At 68.6% G+C, this 25,946-nt stretch carries 23 protein-coding genes, 1 tRNA gene and 1 pseudogene; 11 read left to right on the forward strand and 14 right to left on the reverse strand.

Annotation, left to right across the window (positions count from 1 at the left end; genetic code table 11):
* Positions 1-132 precede the first annotated feature (132 nt).
* Positions 133-2,403: a ComEC/Rec2 family competence protein gene (locus MEU52_RS12505; protein WP_238122619.1), complete on the forward strand. Its 2,271-nt coding sequence runs from the start codon at positions 133-135 to the stop codon at positions 2,401-2,403.
* A 3-nt stretch (positions 2,404-2,406) separates the two neighbouring features.
* On the opposite strand, the gene lexA is transcribed toward MEU52_RS12505, so the two are convergent.
* From lexA to MEU52_RS12555, 10 genes are all read right to left on the reverse strand, one after another.
* Positions 2,407-3,120, reverse strand: coding sequence for a transcriptional repressor LexA (lexA, locus tag MEU52_RS12510; RefSeq protein WP_238122620.1), 714 nt, complete (start codon positions 3,118-3,120; stop codon positions 2,407-2,409).
* Positions 3,121-3,289: 169 nt separating this feature from the next.
* Positions 3,290-4,504 carry a molybdopterin molybdotransferase MoeA gene (locus MEU52_RS12515; RefSeq protein ID WP_238122621.1) on the reverse strand — a complete coding sequence of 405 codons (1,215 nt, stop codon included), beginning with the start codon at positions 4,502-4,504 and terminating at the stop codon, positions 3,290-3,292.
* A 34-nt stretch (positions 4,505-4,538) separates the two neighbouring features.
* Positions 4,539-5,018 (reverse strand): cyclic pyranopterin monophosphate synthase MoaC, encoded by a 480-nt coding sequence (gene moaC, locus MEU52_RS12520; RefSeq protein ID WP_238122622.1) that lies wholly within the window; start codon positions 5,016-5,018, stop codon positions 4,539-4,541.
* 107 nt (positions 5,019-5,125) lie between these two features.
* Positions 5,126-5,548: a DUF2147 domain-containing protein gene (locus MEU52_RS12525; RefSeq protein WP_238122623.1), complete on the reverse strand. Its 423-nt coding sequence runs from the start codon at positions 5,546-5,548 to the stop codon at positions 5,126-5,128.
* A gap of 74 nt (positions 5,549-5,622) precedes the next feature.
* The gene (gene trpC, locus MEU52_RS12530) at positions 5,623-6,414 is read right to left on the reverse strand and encodes an indole-3-glycerol phosphate synthase TrpC (RefSeq protein ID WP_238122624.1); all 792 of its coding nucleotides are present in this window, start codon (positions 6,412-6,414) and stop codon (positions 5,623-5,625) included.
* Positions 6,414-7,448 (reverse strand): anthranilate phosphoribosyltransferase, encoded by a 1,035-nt coding sequence (trpD, locus tag MEU52_RS12535; RefSeq protein WP_238122625.1) that lies wholly within the window; start codon positions 7,446-7,448, stop codon positions 6,414-6,416. Before trpD ends, trpC begins: the two co-directional genes overlap by 1 nt.
* Before the next feature lie 9 nt (positions 7,449-7,457).
* Complete coding sequence (locus MEU52_RS12540) at positions 7,458-8,060, reverse strand: anthranilate synthase component II (protein ID WP_238122626.1); 603 nt, start codon at positions 8,058-8,060, stop codon at positions 7,458-7,460.
* A gap of 111 nt (positions 8,061-8,171) precedes the next feature.
* On the reverse strand, positions 8,172-8,615 hold the full coding sequence (locus MEU52_RS12545) for a hypothetical protein (protein WP_238125016.1): 444 nt from the start codon (positions 8,613-8,615) through the stop codon (positions 8,172-8,174).
* Between the two features lie 18 nt (positions 8,616-8,633).
* Positions 8,634-10,145 (reverse strand): anthranilate synthase component I, encoded by a 1,512-nt coding sequence (gene trpE / locus MEU52_RS12550; protein WP_238122628.1) that lies wholly within the window; start codon positions 10,143-10,145, stop codon positions 8,634-8,636.
* Positions 10,146-10,157: 12 nt separating this feature from the next.
* The gene (locus tag MEU52_RS12555; protein WP_238122629.1) at positions 10,158-12,050 is read right to left on the reverse strand and encodes a peptidylprolyl isomerase; all 1,893 of its coding nucleotides are present in this window, start codon (positions 12,048-12,050) and stop codon (positions 10,158-10,160) included.
* Between the two features lie 163 nt (positions 12,051-12,213).
* Here MEU52_RS12555 and tpiA point away from each other — a divergent pair, with 163 nt between their 5' ends.
* A complete protein-coding gene (gene tpiA / locus MEU52_RS12560) occupies positions 12,214-12,972 on the forward strand; it encodes a triose-phosphate isomerase (RefSeq protein WP_238122630.1) in 759 nt (252 codons plus the stop codon).
* A gap of 57 nt (positions 12,973-13,029) precedes the next feature.
* On the opposite strand, the gene MEU52_RS12565 is transcribed toward tpiA, so the two are convergent.
* Entirely contained in the window at positions 13,030-13,557 is a 528-nt protein-coding gene (locus tag MEU52_RS12565) for an outer membrane protein assembly factor BamE (RefSeq protein ID WP_443266877.1), read from the reverse strand.
* Between the two features lie 225 nt (positions 13,558-13,782).
* Between MEU52_RS12565 and MEU52_RS12570 the strand changes: the two genes are divergently transcribed.
* From MEU52_RS12570 to MEU52_RS12595, 6 genes and pseudogenes are all read left to right on the forward strand, one after another.
* Positions 13,783-14,322 carry a ubiquinol-cytochrome C chaperone family protein gene (locus tag MEU52_RS12570; RefSeq protein WP_238122631.1) on the forward strand — a complete coding sequence of 180 codons (540 nt, stop codon included), beginning with the start codon at positions 13,783-13,785 and terminating at the stop codon, positions 14,320-14,322.
* Between the two features lie 3 nt (positions 14,323-14,325).
* Positions 14,326-14,841: a YceD family protein gene (locus MEU52_RS12575; RefSeq protein ID WP_238122632.1), complete on the forward strand. Its 516-nt coding sequence runs from the start codon at positions 14,326-14,328 to the stop codon at positions 14,839-14,841.
* A gap of 235 nt (positions 14,842-15,076) precedes the next feature.
* Positions 15,077-16,147 (forward strand): phosphate acyltransferase PlsX, encoded by a 1,071-nt coding sequence (gene plsX / locus MEU52_RS12580; RefSeq protein ID WP_238122633.1) that lies wholly within the window; start codon positions 15,077-15,079, stop codon positions 16,145-16,147.
* Positions 16,144-17,118: a beta-ketoacyl-ACP synthase III gene (locus tag MEU52_RS12585; protein ID WP_238122634.1), complete on the forward strand. Its 975-nt coding sequence runs from the start codon at positions 16,144-16,146 to the stop codon at positions 17,116-17,118. The genes plsX and MEU52_RS12585 overlap by 4 nt, the downstream gene beginning before the upstream one ends.
* A 219-nt stretch (positions 17,119-17,337) precedes the next feature.
* Complete coding sequence (locus MEU52_RS12590) at positions 17,338-17,655, forward strand: integration host factor subunit alpha (protein ID WP_238122635.1); 318 nt, start codon at positions 17,338-17,340, stop codon at positions 17,653-17,655.
* Between the two features lie 146 nt (positions 17,656-17,801).
* Positions 17,802-18,060: pseudogene (locus MEU52_RS12595) on the forward strand (MerR family transcriptional regulator); the annotation flags it as partial.
* A 2,450-nt stretch (positions 18,061-20,510) separates the two neighbouring features.
* Here MEU52_RS12595 and MEU52_RS12600 read toward each other — a convergent pair.
* On the reverse strand, positions 20,511-20,864 hold the full coding sequence (locus MEU52_RS12600) for a septal ring lytic transglycosylase RlpA family protein (RefSeq protein ID WP_443266882.1): 354 nt from the start codon (positions 20,862-20,864) through the stop codon (positions 20,511-20,513).
* 302 nt (positions 20,865-21,166) lie between these two features.
* Between MEU52_RS12600 and MEU52_RS12605 the strand changes: the two genes are divergently transcribed.
* Both MEU52_RS12605 and MEU52_RS12610 read left to right on the forward strand, forming a co-directional pair.
* Positions 21,167-21,244: transfer RNA gene (locus tag MEU52_RS12605), tRNA-Pro, on the forward strand.
* A gap of 201 nt (positions 21,245-21,445) precedes the next feature.
* Positions 21,446-22,294, forward strand: a complete 849-nt coding sequence (locus tag MEU52_RS12610; protein ID WP_238122636.1) for an MBL fold metallo-hydrolase — start codon at positions 21,446-21,448, stop codon at positions 22,292-22,294.
* 479 nt (positions 22,295-22,773) lie between these two features.
* On the opposite strand, the gene tsaA is transcribed toward MEU52_RS12610, so the two are convergent.
* On the reverse strand, positions 22,774-23,244 hold the full coding sequence (tsaA, locus tag MEU52_RS12615) for a tRNA (N6-threonylcarbamoyladenosine(37)-N6)-methyltransferase TrmO (RefSeq protein ID WP_238122637.1): 471 nt from the start codon (positions 23,242-23,244) through the stop codon (positions 22,774-22,776).
* A gap of 269 nt (positions 23,245-23,513) precedes the next feature.
* On the opposite strand from tsaA, the gene mazG reads away from it, so the two are divergent.
* Positions 23,514-24,407: a nucleoside triphosphate pyrophosphohydrolase gene (gene mazG / locus MEU52_RS12620; protein ID WP_238122638.1), complete on the forward strand. Its 894-nt coding sequence runs from the start codon at positions 23,514-23,516 to the stop codon at positions 24,405-24,407.
* 17 nt (positions 24,408-24,424) lie between these two features.
* On the opposite strand, the gene hflX is transcribed toward mazG, so the two are convergent.
* A complete protein-coding gene (gene hflX / locus MEU52_RS12625; protein WP_238122839.1) occupies positions 24,425-25,894 on the reverse strand; it encodes a GTPase HflX in 1,470 nt (489 codons plus the stop codon).
* Between the last annotated feature and the right edge of the window lie 52 nt (positions 25,895-25,946).

The raw sequence follows: 25,946 nt of genomic DNA on the forward strand, positions 1-25,946 counted from the left end.
GGGCGGACGCGGCGCCAACGAGCAAAGGCCGGCCGGGGTCTGTGAGACACACAGCCATGGCGGACGCGAGGCGCCCGTGTAGCATAGGCGCAGCAGACAAGAAACCTGCGCGCAAACCACGGGCCGGAGGGCATGGGGGCCGGACCAGACCACAGCACGCGCACACGGCCGGCCAGCAGCCGCGCCGCGGTGGGCACGCTTGCGCCCACCGCCGGCCGCCTGTGGACGTCGGGGCGGGCAGGGGAGCTGCCGGCGCGCCTCGCCCACAGCCTCTTTGCCGCGCTTGTCCGCGAAGCGGGCTCCGGCCGGCTGGTGCTCTGGCTCCCCGTCGCCTTCACCGTGGGGGTGCTGCTCTATTTCGGCGCATCCCATGAGCCCTCGCTGGTGGCCGCCGCGATTCTGGTGGCGCTGCTGGCCGCAGCTGCGGTGGCGGCACGCCGCCACCCGCTCGCGTTTGCGCTGGCGACGGCGGCCCTGGCTGTTTCCCTCGGCTTTCTCGCCGGCGTCGTGCGCACTGCGGCGATCCTGCACGTGCCGGTGGCGCCTCCCAGCCACGCGGTGCGCCTCACCGGCTATGTGGAACAGGTGGAGCGGCGCCCGAAAAGCGACCGCATCCTGCTGCGACTCGATCCCGGCCCGGTGAAGGGCCTGGCGACGCCGCCGGAGCTGGTGCGCCTGTCGCTGCGCAAGGGCACGGCGCCGAAGGTGGGCGACCATGTGTCCCAGCTGGCGCGGCTGTTGCCCCCGCTGGAGGCGGCCCAGCCCGGCGCTCACGATTTCGGACGGGCACCCTGGTTTCGCGGCATCGGCGCTATCGGATTCGGCCTGGGGCGGCCCCAGCTGCTGCCCGGAGCCGACCCGCCCCTCAGCGTGCGGCTCGCCATGATCGTTTCCGACGTCCGTGCGGCCTTCGCCCGACGCATCGACGCCAGCCTGCAGGGTACGCCGGCGGCCATCGCCGTCGCCCTGGTGGCCGGAGACCGCACCGCCATCGCGCCCCAGGTGGAAGAGAGCATGAGGGTGTCGGGCCTCACCCACATTCTCTCCATCTCCGGCCTCCACATGGCGCTGGTGGCGGGGACCCTGTTCGCGCTGGCGCGTGGTGCCCTCGCGCTGGTGCCCGGCCTGGCGCTGCGCTGGCCTATCAAGGGCACTGCCGCGCTGATGGCGCTGGTGGGCAGCGCCGGCTATCTCATCCTGTCCGGCAACGAGGTGCCGGCCCAGCGGTCGTTCGTGATGACGGCGCTGGTGCTGGGCGGCGTGCTGGTGGGGCGCCGCGCCCTCACCCTACGCACGGTGGCGGTGGCCGCCTTGCTGGTGCTGGGGCTGACGCCGGAAGCGGTGCTGGAACCGGGCACCCAGATGTCTTTCGCCGCCACTCTGGCGCTGGTTGCCGCCTATGAGCGGTTCCAGCCCCTGCGCGCCATGCCCCAGCCCGAGAGCCGGACCGGGCGCCTGGCCATGGCCCCGCTGGTGTTCCTTGCCGGCATCGCCGTCACCTCCCTGGTGGCCGGGCTCGCCAGCGGTCCCTATGGCGCCTACCACTTCCAGCGGGTGGCGCCCTATGGCCTGCTCGCCAACCTGCTGGCCATGCCCGCGGTTTCGCTCCTGGTCATGCCCTTCGGTCTCGTCGGCGTGCTGCTGATGCCGTTTGGCTGGGATCAACTGGCCTGGCCGGTGATGGGCAAGGGTATCGAGATCATGGTCGGGGTGTCCGACTGGATTGCCAGCTTGCCCGGCGCCGACTCCCGCTTCGATGGTGTCCGCACCGCTACGGTCGTCTGGTTCACCCTGGCGCTCCTCACGCTCTGCCTGCTCCGCGGCATGTTGAGCCTCATCGCCGCGCCGCTGCTGGCGCTTGCGGTGGCCTCCAGCGGCCCGCGACCGCGACCGGATGTCCTGATCGCCACCAATGCCGCCACCGTCGCCGTGCGGGGACCGGACGGCCGCCTCGCCATCCTCGGCGCCAGCCGCGCCCGGCTGGTGGCGGAGCAATGGCTCGAGCGAGAAGGGGATCCGCGCACAGCCCGCGACCGCGACCTCGCCCGCTTCTACCGCTGTGATGGTCTGGGCTGCACCGCGCCGCTGCCACAGGGCGGCACAATCGCCGTTTCCACAACGCCTCAGAGCCTCGCAGCCGATTGCATGAACGCCCGCATCGTCGTCACCCGGGACACGCCGCCGGCCGGATGCCCGGCCCGCGTGCTGACGCCGGAGAGCCTCGCGGCCACCGGCACGCTGACCTTTCATGTGGAAGACGGGCAACTGCGCGAGGTGCCGACCCGCTCCCCGCAGTACGACCGGCCGTGGACGCGCACGGCGGTGCCCTTTCCAGATCCCTCCCGCGCGCCACAAACGCCTGCGCCCGCCGATCGCAGCGCCGACGACGCAGCAGAAGAATGAACGTCAGTAACGCCGCATCAAACCGATGAGCCGCCCCTGGATCCGCACCCGATCCGGACCGAAGATGCGTGTCTCATAGGCCGGGTTGGCGGCCTCCAGGGCAATGGAGGCGCCCTTTTTTCGCAGCCGCTTCAGGGTTGCTTCCTCGTCGTCCACCAGCGCCACCACGATGTCGCCGGTGTCGGCGGTGTCGCACTTGCGGATCAGCACCGTGTCGCCATCCAGGATGCCGGCTTCGATCATGCTGTCGCCGCGCACCTCCAAAGCGAAATGCTCGCCGGTGCCCAGCATCTCCGGTGGCACGTTCAAAGTGGCGTTGCGGCTCTGGATGGCGGAAATGGGCGTGCCGGCCGCGATCCGGCCCATGACGGGGACGGCGACGGTCTGCCCCGCCTCCTCCTCGTCTTCCACCGTCGGGCGCACCTTGCCCAGGCTGCCTTCGATCACCGCAGGGGAGAAGCCGCGATTGGCGCCACGGGGCACGGTGAGGCCTGGGGCGACACTGTCCGGCAACCGCACCACCTCCAGCGCCCGCGCGCGATTGGGCAGGCGACGGATGAAGCCCCGCTCCTCAAGGGCGGTGATGAGCCGATGGATGCCAGACTTCGACCGCAGGTCGAGCGCATCCTTCATCTCGTCGAAGGAGGGCGGAACGCCAGTTTCCTTCAATCGTTCATGAATGAAGCGAAGCAGGTCATATTGCTTCCGCGTCAGCATCTCGCGCCCCCAATTACGGTGCGGTCTGCTGCAGGAGCGCGCACCCGTTCCAGCCCGGACGGGGCACGCCATGTTCTGCAGCCGAGCCGCAACCCGCGAAACAAATCATGAACAATTTTCTATCTGTTCCTTTTGTGTTCCGCAAGGGTGAAGATCCGATTAAAGCGGCCTAATCCTCGAAAGGAATGATCTCACAGGGGTCGCCCGCCTGCCCGGCGGGGGCGAAAGGGGGGCGCACCAGGAGGCAATCCGCCGCCGAGAGAACGCTGAGCATGGCGCTGTCCTGCGAGGCGAAGGGCGTCACCCGCACCGAGCCATCCGGATCGTGCGCCATCCGCGCGCGCATGAAGTCGCGGCGCATGTCGTTGGCCGGCACCGCCACCGCCAGCCGGGCAGGAGCGGTTGCGGCAGCGGCCGCGCTGTCACCCTGCATGGCCCGCACCAGGGGTTCCAGGAACAGCAGCGCGCAGACGTGGGAGGAAACCGGGTTGCCCGGCAGGCCCAGGCACCGCACGCCCTCGCGGCTGCCGAACATGAGTGGCTTGCCCGGGCGCAGGGCGATCTTGTGCACGAAGAGTTCCACCCCTTCCGCACGCAGCGCCGGCGCCATCAGATCGTGATCTCCGACGGAAGCCCCGCCAGACGACACCAGAAGATCAAAGGCGCCGCCCAGGGCGCCGGCCACCACCGCGCGGATGGCCTCCAGGTCGTCGCCCACCAGCCCGAGGTCGGTCACCTCTGCGCCGGCCCGCCGGGCCAGGGCCGCGAGGCCGAATGCGTTCGACACCACCACCTCGCTGAGCGCACCGGTGGCATGGCCGGGCAGCACCAGCTCATCGCCGGTCTGAATCAGCGCCACACGTGGACGCCGCGCCACCGGCACGGTGGCGTGGTTCATGGCCGCCGCCAGCATCACGTCACGCCCGGTGAGGCGCCGGCCGGCGCTGAGGCCCGCCCGCCCTTCGGTAAAATCGCAGCCGCGCTTGCGCACGTTGCGCAGCGCCGCTGTCGGTGCCGTGGTGGTCACCGCATCGCCATCACGCGCCGTATTCTCCTGAATCACCACCGTATCGGCACCCTCCGGCACCACCGCGCCGGTGAAGATGCGCACCGCCTGGCCCGGTCCCACCGTGCCCGCGAAGGGCCGGCCGGCGGCCGATTCGCCGATGACGGTGAGGCGGGCGGGGGTCTCGGCGATGTCGGTGCCCCGCACGGCATAGCCATCCATGGCCGACATGTCCGCCGGCGGCTGGGACCGGCGCGCCACAAGGTCGTCGGCGAGCACCCGGCCCACCGCCTGGCCCACGGGCACATTTTCTATTCCCAGCACCGCCGCTGATGCGGTGACGCGGCTCAACGCCTCTTCAACGCTCATCAGGGCCATGATTTTCAATCCTTCTTTTGCCGCCCGCGCGCGTTCAGGCGCCGGCCTGCCACAGGCCGCTGCGGCCGCCGGACTTCTCCAGCAGGCGGATGCCTTCAATGCGCATGCCGCGATCCACCGCCTTGGCCATGTCGTAAACGGTGAGGCAGGCCACCGACACGGCGGTCAGCGCCTCCATCTCCACCCCGGTCTGGCCTGCGGTCTTGACCCGCGCGGTCACCCTCAGGCCGGGCAACGCGGCATCCGCCTCCAGCGCCACCTCCACCTTGGAGAGCATCAGCGGATGGCACAGGGGAATGAGATCGGACGTGCGCTTGGCCGCCATGATGCCGGCGATGCGCGAGACGCCGAGGACATCGCCCTTCTTGGCATTGCCGGACAAGATGAGCTCGAGGGTCGCCGCCGCCATCACCACGTGGCCTTCTGCCACCGCCTCGCGGGAGGTGATGGATTTCTCCGACACATCCACCATGCGCGCGGCGCCGTGCTCGTCGAGATGGGTGAGGCTCGCCATGGGAGTGAGGGCTCGCGGGAGGGAATCGTTATATGCAGCCGGGAAGATGGCCCCCCCGGCGCATCCTGTCCACCGCCCCGTGCGCGGCCGAACCGCGCCCATCGGCCTCAGCGCAGCCGCGTCCAGGTCTGCGTCTTGCACAGGGGCGCGATCACACAGCCCCGCAGTTTCAAGCGGTTGTCGCCATCGAGCACGATGCTGCCCGAATAGGTCTTGCCGTCATCCGCATTATAGATGGACCCGCCGGTCCACTCCGATGGCCCGCCGGTGAAGCCGGTGAGAATGGTGAGGCCTTTCAGCGCCCGCCCGCGCAGCCCGGCATTCTGGTTGTGAACATCCTTCAGCGCCGGATCGGCCTTCAACCCCTCCGACGACACCAGCCGCCCGCACAACGCGTTGCCGCAATGGGTGATTTCCACCTGTCCACCGCGGGTCGGCGTCTGCCACAGGCCGGTCGGATCCGCCGCCAGCGCCGGCGTGCTCAAGAGACCGAGCACCACCGCGAACGAAAGGGAATGCACGCGCATCATCTTCCTCCCAATGTCGGCCGGCCTCTTCTGGGCCGGTCCAGGCATTAAGGCGGAAACTGACGTATACGGCAAGCCTAGGACGCAAGCAGCCGTGACGTGGCGCAAGCGACATCATCCTGGCGCATGAGGCTTTCGCCCACCAGGATGGAGTGAATGCCCACGCACGCCAGCCGGGCCACGTCCGCCGGGGTGAAGATGCCGCTCTCGCCGATGATGATGCGGTCGTCCGGCACCCGCGGCGCCAGGCGCTCGCAGGTGGCAAGGCTGGTCTCGAAGGTGCGCAGATCGCGATTGTTGATGCCGATCAGCCGGCAGGGCAGGGCGAGGGCGCGGTCGAGCTCGCTATCGTCGTGCACCTCCACGATGGCATCCATGCCATATGCCGCCGCCGCCGCCGCGAGATCGGCGGCGAGGGCGTCATCCACCCCGGCCATGATGATGAGGATGCAGTCGGCCCCCCAGGCCCGCGCCTCGGCCACCTGATAGGTGTCGTACATGAAGTCCTTGCGCAGCACCGGCAGCTTCACGGCCGCACGGGCGGCCTTGAGGAAGTCCGGCGCGCCCTGGAACGAGGGGGCATCGGTGAGCACCGAAAGGCAGGTGGCGCCGCCGCGCTCATAGGCCCGCGCCAACGCCGGCGGATCGAAATCGGCGCGGATCAGGCCCTTGGAGGGGCTGGCCTTCTTGATTTCGGCGATGAGCGCCGTCTGGCCCTCGGCGATGGTCTGGGTGAGCGCCTCGGCGAACGGGCGCACCCGTGGCGCCGCCTTGGCCGCGGCCTCCACCTCGGCGAGCGGATGGGCGCTCTTGGCGGCGGCGATCTCGTCGCGCTTGTAGGCTTCGATGCGTGTGAGGATGTTGCTCATCAGGCCGCCTCCCCCGCGGCTGCCTCGGAGACGCGCACCAGCGCATCCAGCTTGGCTTTTGCCGCCCCCGAATCAAGGGCGGCCGTGGCCATCTCCACCCCCTGGCGCAGGTCGGACGCACGGCCGGCCACCACTAGGGCGGCGGCGGCATTGAAGACGGAGACGTCGCGATAGGCATTGCGGGCACCGTCGAGCACGGCGCGCAGGGCCGCCGCATTGACCTTGGCGTCGCCCCCCTTCACCGCCTCGGCCGGTGCGCGGGTCAGCCCCACGTCCTCCGGAACCACCTCGAAGGTGCGGATGTGGCCATCCTCCAGCACGGCGATGTCGGTGGCGCCGGAAATGGAGATTTCATCGAGCCCATCGGCGCCGTGCACCACGAAGGCGCGTTCCGCCCCCAGGGTCTTCAGCACTTCCGCCAGCGGAACGATCCACGACTTGGCGAACACGCCCAGCATCTGCAGCTTGACGCCGGCGGGATTGGCCAGCGGGCCCAAAAGGTTGAAAATAGTGCGGGTGCCGAGCTCCACGCGGGTGGGGCCCACATGCTTCATGGCCTGGTGGTGCGCCGGGGCGAACATGAAGCCGATGCCCGCCTCCTCGATACAGCGGCTGATGCCGGCCGGCGGCAGATCGAGCCGCACGCCCAGGGCGGCCAGCACATCGGCAGCGCCGGACTTCGAGGACAGGGCCCGGTTGCCGTGCTTGGCCACCGGCACGCCGGCGCCGGCGGTGATGAAGGAGGCGCAGGTGGAGATATTGTAGGAGCCGGACGCATCGCCACCGGTGCCGACGATGTCCACCGCGCCCGCCGGGGCGGTGACGGGCAGCATCTTGGCGCGCATGACGGAGACCGCGCCGGCGATCTCGTCCACCGTCTCGCCGCGCACCCGCAGCCCCATCAGCAGAGCGCCCATCTGCGAGGGGGTGGCCTCGCCCGACATCATCTTGTTGAACACGAGCGCGGATTCATCCCGGCTGAGGGTCGCGCCGGTGGCCACCTTGCCCAGCAGGGGCTTGAACTCGTCAGTCATCTGTCGTCCTCAGCTCTGGGCCTTGCGCGCATTGAAGGCGTCCGCCAGCTCCAGGAAATTGCGCAGCAAAGCGTGGCCGTTCTCCGAGGCGATGCTCTCGGGGTGGAACTGCACGCCGTGGATGGGCAAGGTCTTGTGGGCGAGCCCCATGATGAGGCCGTCGGCGGTCTCGGCGGTCACCTCGAGGCAGGCGGGCAGGGTGTCCCGCTTCACGATCAGCGAATGGTAACGGGTGGCCTGGAACGGGTGGTTGAGACCCCGGAAGACGCTTTTGCCCGTATGCTCGATCTGCGACAGCTTGCCATGGAGCGGCTGCGGCGCGCGCACCACCTCGCCGCCGAACGCCTGGCCGATGGCCTGGTGCCCGAGGCACACGCCGAACATGGGCACGCTGGCGCCGGCCGCCTGGATGAGGTCCAGGCAGATGCCGGCCTCGGTGGGCGTGCAGGGGCCGGGGGAGAGCACGATGGCTTCCGGCTTTTCGGCCAGGATCTCAGGGATGGTCAGCGCATCGTTGCGATGAACGGTGACGGTGGCGCCGAGCTCGCCCAGATAATGGACGAGGTTGTAGGTGAAGCTGTCGTAATTATCGATCAGCGTGACGGTGGTCATGGCGGTTCCCTGGGAGTAGCCCCGGCGACTTCCGGCCCGACGGCCTGGGAAAAGTGCGGCCGTTAAAGCGCGCCGCGCGGGGTGGGGTCAAGCAAAGGCGGCGAAGGATCGTCAGCGCGCGCCACACCATCGACACCCGAGCCAGGCGGCCGCCGCTGCCACAGGCAGGGTCACAACGCCCAGATGCACCACCGAAAATCGCATCACGAACATGGACAATTCCGCTCCTTCGCGCGGGAAGGTCCACGCGGACGGGTCAGGGCCGGAGCCTAGGACAAGCATGGCCGCAAGGAAAGCGCCGCAAGGCACGCTCAACATTGCGGCCGCAACAGCACGAAGGGTCCGCCAGCGCCCGGGCCCGGCCAGCAGCGCGGCGAACAGCGCGGCGCAGGAGCCGAACGCCGCAAAACCACATCCTGCCGCGCGCCACTCCGCCCCCGGGGTGAAGGCGAGGGCGACCCAGCCCGCGTAAAAGGCGCCGAGCACGCCCATCACCAGCGCGAGCACGCGGGCGAGTGCCCAACGGGTGGGGTCGGCAGGCAGGGGCCCCGTCACGGCCTGGTCAGCGCCCCATCACTGCCCTTTGCGCGCGCTGGCGGCGAAGCGCACCGCCTCCTCGCCGGCGCGGAACAGCGCCTTCGCTTTGTTGATGCACTCCTGGTTCTCGCTTTCGGGAACCGAGTCGTAAACGATGCCGGCACCGGCCTGCACATACATGCGGCCATCCTTCACCACCGCCGTGCGCAGCACGATGCAGGTGTCCATCTCGCCATTGGCGCCGAAATAGCCGATGGCGCCGGCATAGATGCCGCGCTTGTCGCGCTCCAGCTCGTCGATGATCTCCATGGCCCGCACCTTCGGCGCGCCCGAGACCGTGCCGGCCGGGAAGCCGGCCGCCAACGCTTCCAGCGGGCCGCACTTGGGATCCAGCTCGCCTTCCACATTGGAGACGATGTGCATCACCTGGCTGTAGCGCTCAATGAAGAAGCTGTCGGTGACCGAGACGGTGCCGATCTTGGAGACCCGGCCCACGTCGTTGCGGCCGAGATCGAGCAGCATCAGGTGCTCGGAGCGCTCCTTGGGATCGGCCAGAAGCTCGGTGGCGAGCGCCTCGTCCTCGGCCAGGGTGGCGCCGCGGCGGCGGGTGCCGGCGATGGGGCGGATGGTGACCTTGCCCTCGCGCAGCCGCACCAGAATCTCCGGACTGGAGCACACCACCGAGAAGCCGTCGAAATTCAGATAGACCAGGAATGGCGCCGGGTTGATCCGCCGCAGCGCCCGGTAGAGGGAGAAGGGCGGCAGGCTGAACGGGCTCTCGAACCGCTGAGACAGCACCACCTGGAAGATGTCGCCGGCGCGAATGTAACCCTTCGCCTTCTCCACCATCGCGCAATAGGCGTCGGGCGTGGTGTTGGAGGTCGCCTCCACCGGCGCGTGGAACGGCTCGGGCGCCGGATGGGCGATGGCGCGCTCGAGGCTGCTCACCACGGTTTCCAGCCGCTCTAGCGCGGCCTCGAAGGCCGCCTGGGCGCTCACGCCCGCCTTGGGACGGACCGGCGTGACCGCCGTCAGCTCGTCCTTCACCGCATCGAACACCACCATCAGGGTGGGGCGGATCAGCAGGGCCTCGGGCACGCCGATCGGGTCCGGCTTGGCCGGGCCCAGGCGCTCCATTTGCCGGACCATGTCATAGCCCAGATAGCCGAACACGCCCGCCGCCATGGGCGGGGCTCCTTCCGGCAGGTCGATGGCGGATTCCGCCAGCAGCGCCCGCAGAGCCTGCAGCGGCGGCGCGGCGCAGGCGACGAACGCCGTCTTGTCCTGCTCCGGCGCGCGGTTGATCTCGGCGATGGCGCCGCTGGCGCGAAAGATGAGATCAGGCTTCAGCCCAATCATGGAATAGCGCCCGCGCGACTGGCCGCCTTCCACTGATTCGAGCAGAAAGGCGTTGGGCTCGTCCGCCGCCAGCTTGAGGAAGGCGGAGACCGGGGTTTCAAGATCGGCCACCAGCGTGGTGGACACCACCTGCGCCTCGCCGGCCCGGTAGCGGGCGGCGAAGGCCTCGAAATCGGAAGAGGGGCTCACCGGATCCACGCCTCAGTTGACGGCGTCAGCGCCCACCGACTGGGCGAACACCTGCTGGTTGACGTGAACGCCGATCTGGCTCTGCAGCGCATTGAGATACTGCAGCAGCAGGTCGTTCTCCATCTGCTGGGTCAGGTCGGCGGCGACCCGCGGATCCGAACCCGGCGGCGGCTCGATCACCTTGGTGACCTGGAACACGATGCGGCCGGGGGCGGTGGCGGCCGCGGTCATGCCGAATCCGCCATCCTTGGCCTGGAACACCGCCTGGACGCTTTCGGTGGAGAAATTGCCATCCGCCCGGCCCCGGCGCAGGCCGTCCATGGTCTGCAGCGGCAGCTCGGCGGCGCCGGCCACCTCGGCGAGCGGCGTGCCTGCTTCCGCCTTGGCCAGCAACTCCTTGGCCTTGGCCTCCACCGCCTTGGCGATTTCCGCATCCCGCCAGCGGGTCACAACCAGCGCCTTGGCTTCCTCGAAGGTGCGGTCGCGCGAGGGGGTGACCGCATTGGTTTCGTACCACACGAAGCCGCCGTTCTGCGGCAGCTGGACCGTATCGGTCTCCACGCCCGGCGCCGCGGCGAACGCACCGGCGATGACGTCGGCGCCGCCGGGCACCTCGACGGCGGTGCCGGCGGGGGTGTGGCCGGAGCGATCCACCGCGTCGATCACGTCGAGCTTGAGGCCCAGCTTCTGCGCCGCCTCCGCCAGGGTGGCGCCGGAGGCGCGCTCATCCTCGATGGCGTCGTGCTTGTCCAGCAGTTCGCGCCGGGCCTTGGCCAGCGCCAGCTCTTGCATCAGCTCTCCCTTCACCGCGTCGAACGGCTGGGTGGTGCCGGGCACGACGCGCGCCACGTGCACCAGCACGGTGCCGAACCGTCCCTGCACCGGGCCGCTGGTGGCGCCGTCGTCAAGGGCGAAGGCCGCATCGGCGATCTTGGGGTCGATGATGGCGCCCTTGGCCACCAGTCCGAGGTCGGTATCGGCGGCGGTCAGGCCGCGTTCCTTGGCGATGTCGACAAACGGCGTGCCCGCCTTGATGCGCTCCAGCGCGGCGGTCGCCTCATCGGGCTTGGCGAACACGATCTGCTGCAGCTCGCGCTGCTCGGGAGAGCCGAAGCGGGCGATCTCGTGCTCATAGGCCGCCTTGGCCTCGTCATTGGTGATGGTGATGCCCCCGGCCAGGGTCTGGGGCGTCAGCGCGAGCACCGAGATCTTGCGATATTCCGGCGCACGGAACGACACCTTGTGCGATTCGAAATAGGCCTTGAGCTGTTCATCGGTGGGCGCGGCGAGGTCGCGGGCGACGCCGGCGGTGACGAGCACATACGACACATTGCGCATCTCGCCGTCGAACCGGTGCAGGGCATCCAGCAGCACCTTGGGGGCCGTGATGCCGGCGCCGAGCGACTGCAGCACCTGATCGCGCAGGGCCCGCTTCTTTTCCGCCGCCACGAATCGCTGCTCGGTCAGGCCATTGGCCCGCAGCAACTGGTCGAAATAGGCCGCATCGAAGCTGTCGGCGCCGGGACGGCGGTAATTGGGATTGTCGGCAATGGCCTGGGCCATCTGCGCATCACCAATGGCGAGGCCGAGCCTGTGCGCCTCCTCATCGAGGGTGGCATCGGCCAGCATCTGGTTGAGCACCTGACGATCGAGACCGAAGGCGCGCGCCTGCTCCTGGGTCAGGCCGCGACCGGTGCGCCGGCCGATCATCTGGATCTGCTCCAGATACTGATTGCGAAAATCGGCAGCCGGAATCTCGGTCTTGCCCACCGTCGCGATGGTGGAGGCGCCGAAGCCGCGGAAGACGTCTGCAATACCCCAGACAACGAAGCTGAGCGTGAGCACGATGAGGAAGAGCTTGGCGATCCAGCCGGACGCACCCTTGCGGAGAGTCTGAAGTACCATCGTCCATTCGTTCAGTAGGCGCCGGGGCCGGCGCAGAGGCGGCGCATCATAGGGAGGGGGAGGGGGCCCCGCAACGGCGCTGGCCCGGCCATTTGGGGCCGTTTGCGGGCTTTTCTGTGCTCTGCTAGGTGACGGCGAGGAAAGTCAGACCACGGAGACGCCCATGCCCGCCTCGCGCCGCATCCTGATCGCCGGCAACTGGAAGATGAATGGCCTGCGGGCTTCCAAGAGCGAGCTGCGCGCCATCGTCGCCGGCATCGACCGGCCGCTCTCGGCTGCCGTCGACGTGCTGGTGTGCCCGCCGGCCACCCTGCTGGCGGGCTTCGCCGCCGATGTCGCCGGCAGCCCCATCATGCTCGGTGGCCAGGATTGCCATGCCGCCGTCAGCGGCGCGCACACCGGCGACATTTCCGCGGAAATGCTGAAGGACGCCGGCGCGGTGGCGGTGATCGTCGGCCATTCGGAGCGACGCGCCGACCATGGCGAGGGCGATGCCGTGGTCAACGCCAAGGTGAAGGCTGCCTGGCGCGCCGGCCTGCTGCCGGTGGTCTGCGTGGGGGAGACCCTGGCCGAGCGCGAGGCCGGTGACGCGGCCGCCGTGGTGAGCCGCCAGACCCGCCAGTCGATCCCCGACGGCGCCACCGCCGCCACTCTGGTGGTGGCCTATGAACCGGTCTGGGCGATCGGCACCGGCCGCACCCCCACGCCGGAGGATGTGGCACAGGTGCATGCGACCATCCGCGCGGTGCTCACCGAGCGGTTCGGGGCAGAAGCGGCGGGCGTGCGTATTCTCTATGGCGGCTCGGTGAAGCCGGACAATGCCGCCGTCCTGCTGGCGATTCCCGATGTGGACGGAGCCCTGGTGGGCGGCGCCAGCCTGAAGGCGGGTGACTTCCTCGCCATCGCCCGCGGGGCGCTGTGAATCAGTGCGGGGGCGGACGATGCCGTCCACCCCCGCGTCATTCCTCGGCTCTGCTGATCAGAAGGTGATGAGGCCGATCATCTGCTGCAGCAGGTTCAGTTCCTCGCCGCTGGTGGGCGTGGTCTGCGAGACGAAGTCGAACACCTTGCCGTCCTTCATGCCGTACTGGGCGATACGGGTGACGCGGCGATTCTTGTCGAAATAAACGGCCAGGACCTTCTGCTCGGTGATCTCCGGCTTGAGGAAGGCCACCTTCTTCTGCGTCTGCGAGATGTAATAGAAGACGTCGCCATTCAGGGTGGCGACGGTGGACGGCGTGCCGAGCACCAGCAGCACCTGTTCCTGGCTGGACCCCACCGGCACCTGCTCCAGCGCCCCTTCGCTCAGCACATACCCGCGATGATAGGTCCGGGTCACACCCGACAGCGACGAGCCGGTGCCGTTGATGGCCGTCGACCCGCAGGCGGAGAGGGTGGTGGCGGCCAAGAGCAGCGTCAGTGCCGCGACGCCCTTGCCCCGCGCGACGCTGAGGGCCTGCGCCTTGCGCTGCGGAGCCGGTCGCGAAATCCCGATGTGCCGTGTCACTACGCGCATCCCCATGTGTTGCTGCACCCGCCGCATTCGGCTCCGGATGCCCCGCCCCGATTGACATACCCCACGAACGCATGCGCCCGTGTTAAACTTCATTGTCTCGGGCGCACTCTTGCGCCCTGGGCTGCGGCGCGTTACGCCCCGCGCAGCACTTCTCGCACAGCCCACCCGGGCCCTGCGCCACCGCGACTCCAGCCGGACGGACCGTCCAGACCCACGATGTTCAGCCTCTTCCGCCGCTCCAAGACCCGTGAGACCATCGAGCGCCTGTATGGCGCGATCGTGGCACAGTCGCGGCGAGCGGTCTTCTACACCGACTTTGGTGTTCCCGACACAATCGAAGGTCGCTTCGAGATGGTGCTTCTACACACCATTCTGGTCTGCCACCGCCTGAAAGATGGCGGGGAGGCGGAGCGCACCTTGTCACAGCAGGTGTTCGATACCTTCGTCTCCGACATGGATCGCACCCTGCGGGAGATGGGCGTCGGCGATCTCGGCGTGCCCAAGCGCATGAAGAAGATCGGTGCGGCCTTCTACGGGCGCGCGGCGGCCTATGACGAGGCGCTGGCGCAGGCCGACGATGCGGAGCTCGCCGCGGCGCTGGCCCGCAATATCCTTGAGCGGGATCTGGCCGCGCCCGAGGTGGCGGCGCTGACGGATTACGTCCGCGGCGCCGCGCGCGCCCTCCTTGCCGTGCCGTTTGAAACCCTGGAGCGGGGCGAGCTGACCTTGCCGACGCCCGAGCCGAGGGAAGGGTGAATCATGTCCGACCTGCCATTGTCCTACACCGTGAGCGTGGCCGAGGTGCCGTCCCACGGCCTTGATGTGGAGCTCACGCCCACCGCCGAACAGCGCGCCGCTCTGGCACGCCACGTGGGGCTGCTGGAGGTGCCGCGCTTCATCGCCCGCCTCTCGGTGAAGCCGGAAGGCGCCGACGGCATTCGGGTGACGGGAACGGTGGATGCCGCCGTGGTGCAGACCTGCGGCGTCACCCTCGAGCCGTTCGAGGCGCCGCTTGAGGAGGCCGTCGACGTGCATTTCGTGCCCGCCGGCACGCCCCTGCCCGAGCACGCGGAAGAGGATGAGGAATTCGATCCGCCGGACGAGATCGTCGATGGGGGAATCGACCTCGGGGCCCTGGCGGTCGAGTTCCTCGCGCTCGGCATTGATCCTTATCCCCGCAAGCCGGGCGCCGTTTTCGAGCCGCCCGCCGAGGATAGCGCCGCGGCCTCGCCCTTCTCCGCCCTTGCCCGACTCAAGGGCGAGAACGACGCTTGAACTCATCTTCGTCGCGAGGGAGTTGCGATGTCGTGGTGAGCCGCTATTGTCCGCGCGCCCGGGATCGGATGGTATCTTGGCAGGGCCGGGGGGCTTCGGCATCCCGGTCGGCCAGGACAGCACCCGGGCCGGGGGGATTTGAGATGGCTGCCGGTCGCTTCGCCCTTCGTCCTCTGCCCGCCAGGGTGGGGCTTCGGCCCGCGCCCGCGCCAATTTCGTGGGAAACGTGTTCTAGATGACCGCATCCGTCCGCATCGCTCTCGACGCCATGGGCGGGGACCATGGTCCCGAGACGGTTCTCGCCGGTGCGGAGATTTCGCTCGTCCGCCATCCGGAAATGACCTTCGTCCTGTACGGGGATGAAGCGCGCCTTCGCGCGGTACTGGAGCGCCACCCGCGCCTGAAGGCCGCCTCGCGCATCGTCCACACCGATGTGGTGGTGGGCATGGACGACAAGCCCAGCCAGGCGCTGCGGCGCGGACGGTACAAATCCACCATGTGGCGGGCCATCGATGCGGTGAAGACCCGGGACGCCGACGCGGCGGTCTCGGCCGGCAACACCGGCGCGCTGATGGCCATGGCCAATTTCAACCTGCGCACCATGCCGGGCATCAGCCGGCCGGCCATCGCCGCGATCTGGCCGACCCTGCGCGGGGAAAGCGTGGTGCTGGATGTGGGCGCCTCCATCGGCGCGAGCGCCAAGAGCCTGGTGGAAATGGCCATCATGGGCTCGGCCATGGCGCGGGTGCTGTTCGGCATCGAGGAGCCGTCCGTCGGACTGCTCAACGTCGGGGTCGAGGAGATCAAGGGCGTCGAGGAGGTGAAGGAGGCGGCGCGGCTGCTGAAGGATGGCAACGTGCCGGTGAACTATCACGGCTTCGTCGAGGGCAACGATATCGGTGCCGGCACGGTGGATGTGGTGGTGACGGAGGGCTTTGCCGGCAACATCGCCCTCAAGACCGCCGAAGGCACCGCCAAGCAGCTCGCCACCTATCTGCGCGCCGCCATGGGGCGCAGCCTGCGCTCCCGCATCGGCTACCTTTTCGCCCGTGATGCGTTTCAGGCGTTGAAGGAAAAGATGGATCCGCGCCGCTCCAACGGCGGCGTTTTCCTCGGCCTCAACGGCATCGTCATCAAGAGCCACGGCGGCACCGACGCGGAAGGGTTCGCTTCCGCGGTGGATCTCGCCTACGACATGGTGCGCGAGGAATTGCTCGCGCGCATCGAAAAAAGTCTCGTCGGCTGCGGGGTGCCGGTGGTGCCCGAAGCTCAGCCGCAGTGCGCCAGGGTGGAAGGTCAATCGTGAGCGGGATCAGGTCAGTCGCCCGGGGCATCGGCTCCTATCTTCCCGAGCGTGTGCTCACCAATGCTGAGCTGGCGCAGCGCGTGGAGACGTCCGATGAATGGATCGTCCAGCGCACCGGCATCCGCCAGCGCCACATCGCGGCGGAAGGCGAGTTCACCTCGCATCTCGGCCTGATCGCCGCCCGACGCGCCCTGGCCGACGCCGGCTTCGCGGCCGCCGACATTGATCTCATCATCGTGGCGACCTCCACGCCCGACCAAACCTTTCCGGCCACCGCCGCGACCATTCAGGCGGAGCTCGGCATCACCCGTGGCGCCGCCTTTGACCTGCAGGCGGTGTGCTCCGGTTTCGTGTTCGCGCTGGCCACGGCCGATGCGCACCTGCGCACCGGCGCGTTCGAGCGGGCACTGGTGATCGGCGCGGAGACCTTCTCGCGCATTCTCGATTGGGAGGATCGCGGCACCTGCGTGCTGTTCGGCGATGGCGCCGGCGCCATGGTGCTCGAGGCGGTGCAGCATGACGACGCCAAGGGCGCCGGCGTCCTCACCACCCATCTGCGCTCCGACGGGCGCCACCGCGCCAAGCTCTATGTGGATGGTGGCCCGTCTTCCACCGGCACCGTGGGGCACCTGCGCATGGAAGGGCGCGAGGTGTTCAAGCACGCGGTGGGCATGATCACCGACGTGATCACCGATGCCTTCGCCGCCACCGGCGAAAGCGCCGAGAGCATCGACTGGTTCGTGCCCCATCAGGCCAACCGTCGTATCATCGACGCCAGCGCGCAGAAGCTGGGGATCGCGCCGGAAAAGGTGGTGACCACCGTCGACCTGCACGGCAATACCTCCGCGGCCTCCATTCCCCTGGCCCTCGACGTGGCGTGGCGCGACGGCCGGCTGCAGCGCGGACAGATGGTTCTGCTGGAAGCCATGGGCGGCGGTTTCACCTGGGGTTCGGCGCTGCTGCGCTGGTGAAGCGCCCGTGCGGCATATTGGTGAATTGCGTTGACCATACCGTCACCCCGCGGCTAGGTTTCAGCAGATCGGGTGTCCTTCCGGATGTTGGCGGCAGACGTTGGAAGGCACGCGATCTTGTCCAATCCGACCGATGTCATCGGTCGGAGTGACGCGCCAGGGTGGTTGAGTACAACCTCGAATGGAATTGGCGCGCCTCTCTAGGGGTCGGGGAGACACATGGCTGGTCGGACTGTCACGCGAGCGGACCTTTGTGAAGCCGTCTATCAGCAAGTCGGGCTGTCGCGCACCGAATCCGCTGCGCTGGTCGAGCTGGTGTTGAAGGAAATCGCCGATTGCCTGGCGCGGGGGGAGACTGTGAAGCTCTCCTCGTTCGGCTCGTTCGTGGTCCGCGAGAAGGGCGAGCGCATCGGCCGCAATCCCAAGACCGGGCAGGAAGTGCCCATCGACCCGCGCAAGGTGATGGTCTTCAAGCCCTCCAGCATCCTCAAGCAGCGCATCAACGGCCAGGCGCCGGATGGCGTGGAAGAGGATTGATAACGTTACATTCGACCTGAGCTTTCCGCTGCTAGCCGTTGTCAGTATGATTCCGGCTCCTACCTGCGGTGCGGGTCGCGATTCGGCGCTCTGATGTGCCTTCCCCGCGTTCGCCGTCCGGTAGAACGGGAGAAGGGTGACACCAGGTGGCCGACGCGCGCGAAAGCGAAAAGGACCCGGGCGCCTTCCGGACCATCAGCGAGGTCGCGGAAGAGCTCAACCTGCCGCAGCACGTGCTGCGCTTCTGGGAGACCCGGTTCGCCCAGATCAAGCCGGTGAAGCGCGCCGGCGGGCGGCGCTTCTACCGCCCGGAAGATGTGGACCTGCTGCGCGGCATCCGCCAGCTGCTCTACAGTGAAGGCTACACCATAAAAGGCGTCCAGAAGATCCTGAAAGACCAGGGGATTCGGCACGTTCAAGATCTTGGCGTGGAACGCGACGTAGCGGCCATCCGCTCGGCCGCGGCGGCTGAGTCCGAGGGCACCACCTTTGGCGGTCTGCTTGGCCTGCTGCCGCGCCGCAAGGCGAAGGAGCGGGACGTGGCGACCGATGAGGCGCCGACGGCCGGCGGCGAGCTGCCGCTGCCGTTCCCCGATGCCGATGTGGATCGAGAGCTGGCGGTCGAGCGGGAGATGCCGGCGGCCCCGCTGTTGCGCGGCGAGGCCCGCGAGCGGCGGCTCGAAGAGCGGCGTTTCGATGATGACGGGCACTATGAAGAGCGGATCTATGAAGAGCGCCGCATAGCCCCCGAACGGGCCGCGGAGCCGCCGCGCCGTGCGCCACCGCGCGCTGCCGGCGCATATCCGCATCATGAGCCCTATTTCGAGGCGCCCTTCCAGGAGCGCGGGCGGAGCGTGCGCGACGATCGCGATGACGAGGACCCGCGTCGGCACGTCCAGCATGCCGTGCACCAGGAGACCCGCGCGGCGCGCTATGCGGAGGAGGCGGCCCCCGAGGAGACTGGCCCGGAGGAGACTGGCCCGGAGGACCTGCCGCCCGAGCAAATGGACATGGACGAGACATGGGGCGATCCTCCGGGCTGGGGCGATCCTCCGGGCTGGGATGCTTCATCGACCTGGGACGACACGCCGGAACCGCCGCGGGTGGCGGCCCATGCCACGGCTGATGACGCGCGCGCGCCCCGGCGGCGCGATCCTCGAGACGACGAGCAGGGGCGGCGGCAGGACCCCTCCTTCGCCCCACCACGGGCACCCGCGGCCGTCCGGCCGGAACCGGTCGTGCAGCGTCGTCCCACCCGGGGCCCCGCAGCCCGCATCACCAGCCTGCCGGTCGCCGAGGAGATGGAGGATCCGCTCCTGCCTTTCCTCGATCACGAGCCGCAGCCTGCGGTATCCGAGCCCCTGGAAGATCGGATTCGCCGCCTGAAGGCGCGCGAACCGGGCCCGCCGGAAGAATATCTGCCGCCCAAGCTGCGCCATCGCGATCCCGCGCGGCCTCAGGAGCCGCGCCCGGCGCCGCGACAGCGGGATGACGTGCCTCCGCCCGGCACCTATTGGCCGGAGCTCGCCCGGGCCGAGGCTGAAGAACCGCCCCCCCGTCGTGCCCCCGTGCGGCAACCGCCGGACCGGGAAAGGATGGAGCCGCAGGACGCTGCGCGACACGACAATCGGCGACAGGCGGCCCCCCTCGAGGCGGATCGGACAGCCTATGCGGAGCCACGCCCCGCCGCTCCGCGCCGTGAGGCGGTCGCTCCTGCGGCCCGCACCGCGGCCCCGCCGCCCGAAGACGCGTGGGACGACACCGACGATTTCGATGCGCGTTCCGACCACGCGGAGCCCGACGCCAACGCCCCCGAATACAATTCCGAACGGTGGGCGGACGCTCGGCCCGACTGGGAGGCCGAGAACGATGCGCCGGCAGAGGAGTGGCCGGAGGAGTGGGACGCGCCGGCGCCGGCCCGCGCGCCCACGGCCGCGCCACGCGCCGCGACCGCTGCGGCGCAGCACGCGTCGCCCCATGGCGGCAGGGCGGCCCCCCTGGCGATGGCTCAGCGCCCGGCACCCGCCGCATTGCGTGCCGCGCCTCCAGTGCCGCCGATCACCGACCTGGACGACGCGGATGATCTCGATGACGCGGGAGACGAGGAGATCGACATGCCGCCTTTGCCCGCGCGCGGCAGCCTGAGTGCCGCTCCGGCCCGACAGCAAAGCCCGAGCATGTCGGCTGGCGGCGCACGCGGGCCGCAGGCGCGGGAGAGCCACGCTGGCACGGACCGGCAGAACGTCGGGGACCCCGCCGCGTCGCCACACCGCGCTTCGCCACCAGAACCCGCTCCGTCCCGTCCCGCGCGCCAGGCCGCACCGGCGCCCGGCCCGATGCGGGTGGGCCCGCTGACGGGACCGCTGGAGGATGAGCCGTATGCCCCGGCCGCCGCACCGGCGTCGCAAGCGGGTGCGTCCTTTGCAGCTGCCTACCCCGCACCCCATGGTGTACCTCGCGGCGCACCTTGGGGCATGGCCGGCGAGGCAGCCACCTATGGGCAGGCGCCCGCACCCGGTGGCACGCCGCTGCCGTTGCCGGGGGCGTCATATGCCGGGGTCGGCGCGTGGCCGGTGCGTGATCCTTATGAGATGTCCCGCATGGTGCGGCCGGAGACCTATGCGCCACCGGCGCCGGATCCGCGCGTGATGCCGCCGATGGCCGGGGTGCAGCCGATTCTGTCGCGGGATGATGTGCACCGCCTGCAGGCGGCGCTCTATGAGCTCGGCGAATGCCGGCGCCTGCTGAACGACGTCGTTGAGAAGAAGGAGCCCGAGGAGGCCCCCGGCACGGCCGGAAAAGTGACTTGACGCAACGTATCTCTCATTCCGGCCGCGCATGCCACCGCGGTGGCGTTACTCGACCACCGAAACGGACACCTTGGTGATCCCGTGGCTGGTGAAGCCGAGGTGGCTGGCGGCGGCACGGGAGACATCGATGATGCGTCCGCGCACGAAGGGACCGCGATCGTTGATCCGGACAACGACGGTCTTGCCGTTCTTCAGGTTGGTGACACGCACCTTGGTTCCGAACGGAAGCTTCCGGTGGGCCGCAGTCATGGCCTCCGGGTTGAACTTCTCTCCATTCGCGGTGCGCTGGCTCTGCCAATAGAATGAGGCGATGCCGGTGGAGGTGTCTGCACGTGCCGAGCCGGGCGCGAACGCCATCAAGCTCAACGCCGCGCAGGACATGACCACGCGTTTCTTCATGCGTCCGGTCTTCCTTGTTGTTGAGGACAAGGCCGAATGCCCCTTGATTGTGTTCACAATGTCTCGATTCGGGGTCACGGCAGGGGCAATTGTCTGTGACTTGCCGCATTTCCGCCGCATTTACATCAGCGCAGCTTCTGCTTGTGGTGGTAAAGAGTCCGATTGTTCCGAGGGTTGCGGCCGCTCCGGCGGCTTTCGATAACCGATGCGGGCCTCAGCTGTGGATGCCTGGGGACGAATGCGGGGCAGGGGAGAATAGGGCTTGTGGTCCCGGAAATGATGGTCTAAGCCTCCCCCCACGTCGGAGCGTAGCGCAGCCCGGTTAGCGCACTAGTCTGGGGGACTAGGGGTCGGAGGTTCAAATCCTCTCGCTCCGACCATTTCAAAATCCCCACTGTCTTCATGATGATCCCCACCGAAGATGGCGCCCCAGGGCGCCTTTTTCGTTTGGAACGCGCGCACTCACCATTGCGGACCCCGTTCCGCTTCTGTTTGAGCTGGCGCCCTTCCGGCGTTACATGGGCGCAGATCCCTTTTTGACGGCGACTCCATGGGAGCAACGCCGGCGCGCCGAGGTCCACATGTCCCTGACGGTCACCATATTGGGTTGCGGTTCATCCGGCGGCGTGCCGCGGGTGGGGCAGGGCTGGGGCGCCTGCGATCCCGCGGAACCGCGCAACCGTCGTCGGCGCTGCTCCATTCTCGTTCAGCGCACCGGCCCCGGCGGCACCACGACAGTGCTGGTGGACACCTCGCCCGATCTGCGCGAGCAGCTCCTCGACGCCGATGTCCGGGCCCTCGACGGCGTGCTCTTCACCCACGCGCACGCTGACCATACCCATGGCATCGACGACCTGCGGCCGCTCGCCATCGAGCATCGCAAGCGCATCGACGTGTTTGCCGACGACGATACCCTGCGCGCCCTGCGCAAGCGCTTCGGCTATTGCTTCGAAACGCCACCCGGCAGCGCCTATCCGCCCATCCTGAACGCCCACACCTTCGTGGAGGGCAGGGAGGTGGTGGTGGAAGGGGCGGGCGGCCCCATTGTGGCGCTGCCCTTTCTGCAGCACCACGGCGACATCGATTCCTTCGGCTTTCGCTTCGGCGACATGGCCTATTCGAGCGACGTGAACGGCCTGCCCGAAGCCTCATTGGCCCAGCTGCACCATCTCGATGTCTGGATCATCGACGTGCTGCGCTATGCGCCGCATCCCTCGCATTTCACCTTCGACGAGGCGCTGGGACACATCGCCCGGCTAAAGCCGCGCCGCGCCATCCTGACGGATCTGCATACCGACCTGGATTATGGAACTCTCGCCCGTCAGTGTCCCGCAGGCGTCGAGCCGGCCTATGACGGGATGAGCTTCGAGGTGGCGGCTCCGGTCTGGCATGGCTCTGCCGATTTGACCCCGTCGGCGACTGAAGGCTGAGCACCAAACTGAGTGCCGCAGATTCGCGCGACACATCGATATCTGACCACAACATACTGAAATCAAATTGTAGTTTTGTGAAGACTGGGACGCTAAAGCGGCAACAACAGCGGCGCGGCGCAAATCCCATCCAGCTGCTGTGCTTTGGCCCCGAAGAGATATTTGTTCCATAATATCTCTTCTGCGACTCACGCCAATCTGGGCCGGAGCCTACGTCTCATGGCCTCCAGATCGGCTCGCGTGGCTCAACAAGTCTCACTGGCCATCCACCATCAGGTCAGGTCATGACGTGCACGCCTCGCAAGCGCGGGCGGATGGCAGTGACCGCAGATGCGCCGGGGTTCCATCGGCACCGAGGATGTCGGGCTGCGACGCGCCACAAGGCCGTGCGACCGCAGGAGCCTTGCCACCGGGGGTCCCTTTAGGGTGCCACGGGCCGGCCTGCCCTACCCTGGCAGCCGCCTCCGGGCCCATGGACGCTATCCGCGGGGATGCTCGGGCTTGAGGTCCACCATGGGCGTTCCATCGAGGCAATCGAGGCCGCGCACCTTGAGGCGCGTGCCATCCACCTCCAATAAGGTCACGATGGATGAGGCGATGGGGTTCGGCCGCACGGGCGAGCGCAGGGCAAAGGTGCCCACCACGCTGCCGTCGTGGCGCGGTGTCTGCACCACCAGATCGCGCCGCGCCTGATCCATCCAGTAAAGCACCTGGAGGTTCGCATTCTCGCCGATGCCGGTGAGCGCCTCCGCCCATCGCGGATCGATGTCCAGGATGCACACCGGCCCGTGCTGCGGATCCCCGCGACGGGGGCAGGCGCCGCGATCGGTCCAGGGGGTGCGGATGCGACCGATGAAATAGACCTGGGCGTCGTAGTGGTCCGGCAGGGCCACGGACTTTTCTCCCGGACGGATGCTGGCGTCGTGATCGCCGGACGAAATATCGCTCATCGAAGGGTCCTGCTGGCGAATAGGTTCTGGCGCCGAGCATTCACCGCCCATACTGAGTCGGCGAGGCCACCAATTGCCGCGCCAGCGCTATGGCTTGGCAGCGCAAGCTCGAAAGACGCCTCCGATTCGCCTCGCGAACAACGTGAAGTCTCAGAAATGTCAGGCAAGGCATTGAAATAACGCTTGAAAATGCGGGTGGGGATGCTGCGTTGTCGATCCTGGGCTGAGGGCGCTACAGTCTCGCCTTTCGCACCCTCGGAGAGGCAGCCATGACCCCATCCCGCGACATTGCGCGGCTCATCGAGATCATGGCGGCCCTGCGCACCCCGGATAGCGGCTGCCCCTGGGACCTGGAGCAGACCTTCGGCACGGTGGTGCCCTATACCATCGAAGAGGCCTATGAGGTGGCCGACGCGGTGGCGCGGGCGGACCTCGGGGATCTGCGCGAGGAACTGGGGGATCTGCTGTTGCAGGTGGTTTTCCACGCCCGCATGGGTGAGGAACTGGGCGCGTTCGATTTTGGCGATGTGGTTCAGGCCATCACCGAAAAGCTCATCCGCCGCCATCCGCACGTGTTCGGCACCGCGCGGGAGCTGTCACCGGAGCGGGTGAAGGCCCTGTGGGGCGAGATCAAGGCCCAGGAAAAGCAGGAGCGGGCGGCGCGCCGCGCCGCGGCGGGACTTCCGGCGGAAGAGGATGGCAAGAGTGCGCTCGCCGGCGTGCCCCTGCCCTTCCCCGCCCTCACCCGGGCTTTGAAATTGCAGGAAAAAGCCGCCAAGGTCGGGTTCGACTGGGATGATGCCCGCCAGGTGCTGGCCAAGATCCAGGAGGAAGCGGCGGAGGTGGCCGAAGCGTTGGAAGACGCGGACGCCACGGCGGTTCAGGATGAGATTGGCGATCTTCTGTTCGCCGTCACCAACCTCGCGCGCCACGCGGGGGTGGATCCGGAAGCGGCGCTGCGCGGCACCAATGACAAGTTCGTGCGGCGGTTCCGCCATATCGAGACGCGCCTGGCGGCGCAGGATCTGACCCCGGCCGCCGCGGATCTCGAGCAGATGGAGCGCTTGTGGAGCGAGGCGAAGGCGCTGGAGCGCGCGACACCATCGGCCGAGCCGTCGGTCACTCCGCCCGTGGTGGATGGCGCGACGCGACGGGCGGGCTGACGCGCTTGCCGCGCGACTTAGTCGCGCGGCTTGGCTGCGGGAGCGGCTCCGGTAGCGCTTGTCTCGATGGGCGTCATCTCCAGCCCCGTTGGAGCCTGAGCCGCCACATGGTCGGCACCGAACCGCCGGCGCACGAGACCCACCTTCTCCGGCGCGACGCGCAAGGTCACGTGCAGTTGGCCGTCAGCCCCCAGCTCGCGGGCCAGCACCTCGCCATGGCGATAGAGCCAGCCCATCCCCTCCCCGTCTTCGGCGGCGAGGACGATGGAGAGGGTGTCACGGCCGCTGGTGATGCGGCGCTCGATCTCGTCGAGCAAAGCGTCCGTCCCTTCTCCGGTCAGGGCGGACAGCAGCACCGGCGCCGCGCCGCTCTCCGCCCGGGCGACACTGTTGAAGGCGGCATCGCGCGCCTCGGGGCTCAGCCGGTCGACCTTGTTCCAGACATCCAGCACCCGGCCGCCGCTCTCCACCGCAATGCCCAGCTCACCCAGAACGTCCGCCACGTCGGCCGCCTGGGCCGCGGTATCCGGATGAGAGATGTCGCGCACGTGCAGGATCAGGTCGGCCTCCACCACCTCTTCCAGGGTGGCCCGGAAAGCCGCCACCAGCTGGGTCGGCAGCTCGGAGATGAAGCCAACGGTGTCCGACAGGATGATGCGGGTGCCATGGGGCAGCTCCACCGCCCTCAAGGTGGGATCGAGAGTGGCGAACAGTAGGTCCTGCGCGGTCACGTCGGCGCGGGTCAAGCGGTTGAAGAGGGTGGATTTTCCGGCATTGGTGTAGCCCACCAGCGCCACCACCGGGTAGGGCACGCGCTTGCGGCTGGCCCGGTGCAGGCCGCGGGTGCGCTTGACCTGCTCCAGGTCCTTCTCGATGCGGATGATCCGCTCGCCGATCAGCCGGCGGTCGGCCTCGATCTGGGTTTCGCCGGGGCCACCCAGAAAGCCGAAGCCGCCGCGCTGGCGCTCCAGGTGGGTCCAGGAGCGGACCAGACGCGAGCGCTGGTAGTTGAGATGGGCGAGCTCCACCTGCAGCGCGCCTTCGCGGGTGCGCGCCCGGCGGCCGAAGATCTCCAGAATCAAGGCGGTGCGGTCCACCACCTTGGTGGACCACGCCTTTTCCAGGTTGCGTTGCTGCACCGGCGTCAAGGCCGCATCGAAGAACACCAGGTCCACCGCCTCGTTGGCGACGATGCTGGCGATCTCCTCCACCTTGCCGGTGCCCAGATAGGTGGCAGGGCGGATGTCGGCGAGGGGGATGACCGCGGAATAGACCACGTCGAGGTCGATGGCCGCCGCCAGGCCCACCGCTTCATCCAGCCGGGCTTCGGGGGCGCGCCGATCGCTGAGCGAACGTTCCGCCGGGCTGATGCGCGCACGCCGGCTCAAGGCCGGCGTCAGCACGGCGCAACGAGTCGGGGGCGCGCGGCGATCAACGCCGGCACCCGCTCCCTTGCGCTCAACCGCAGACGGTGCGCCGTCCCCCATGTGCGACGACGGCACACCACTCTTCGCCCCCATGCGGGCGATGCTGCGCTCC

The sequence above is a fragment of the Xanthobacter sp. NM-25 genome, from assembly GCF_022138605.1.
Classification (GTDB): domain Bacteria; phylum Pseudomonadota; class Alphaproteobacteria; order Rhizobiales; family Xanthobacteraceae; genus Xanthobacter.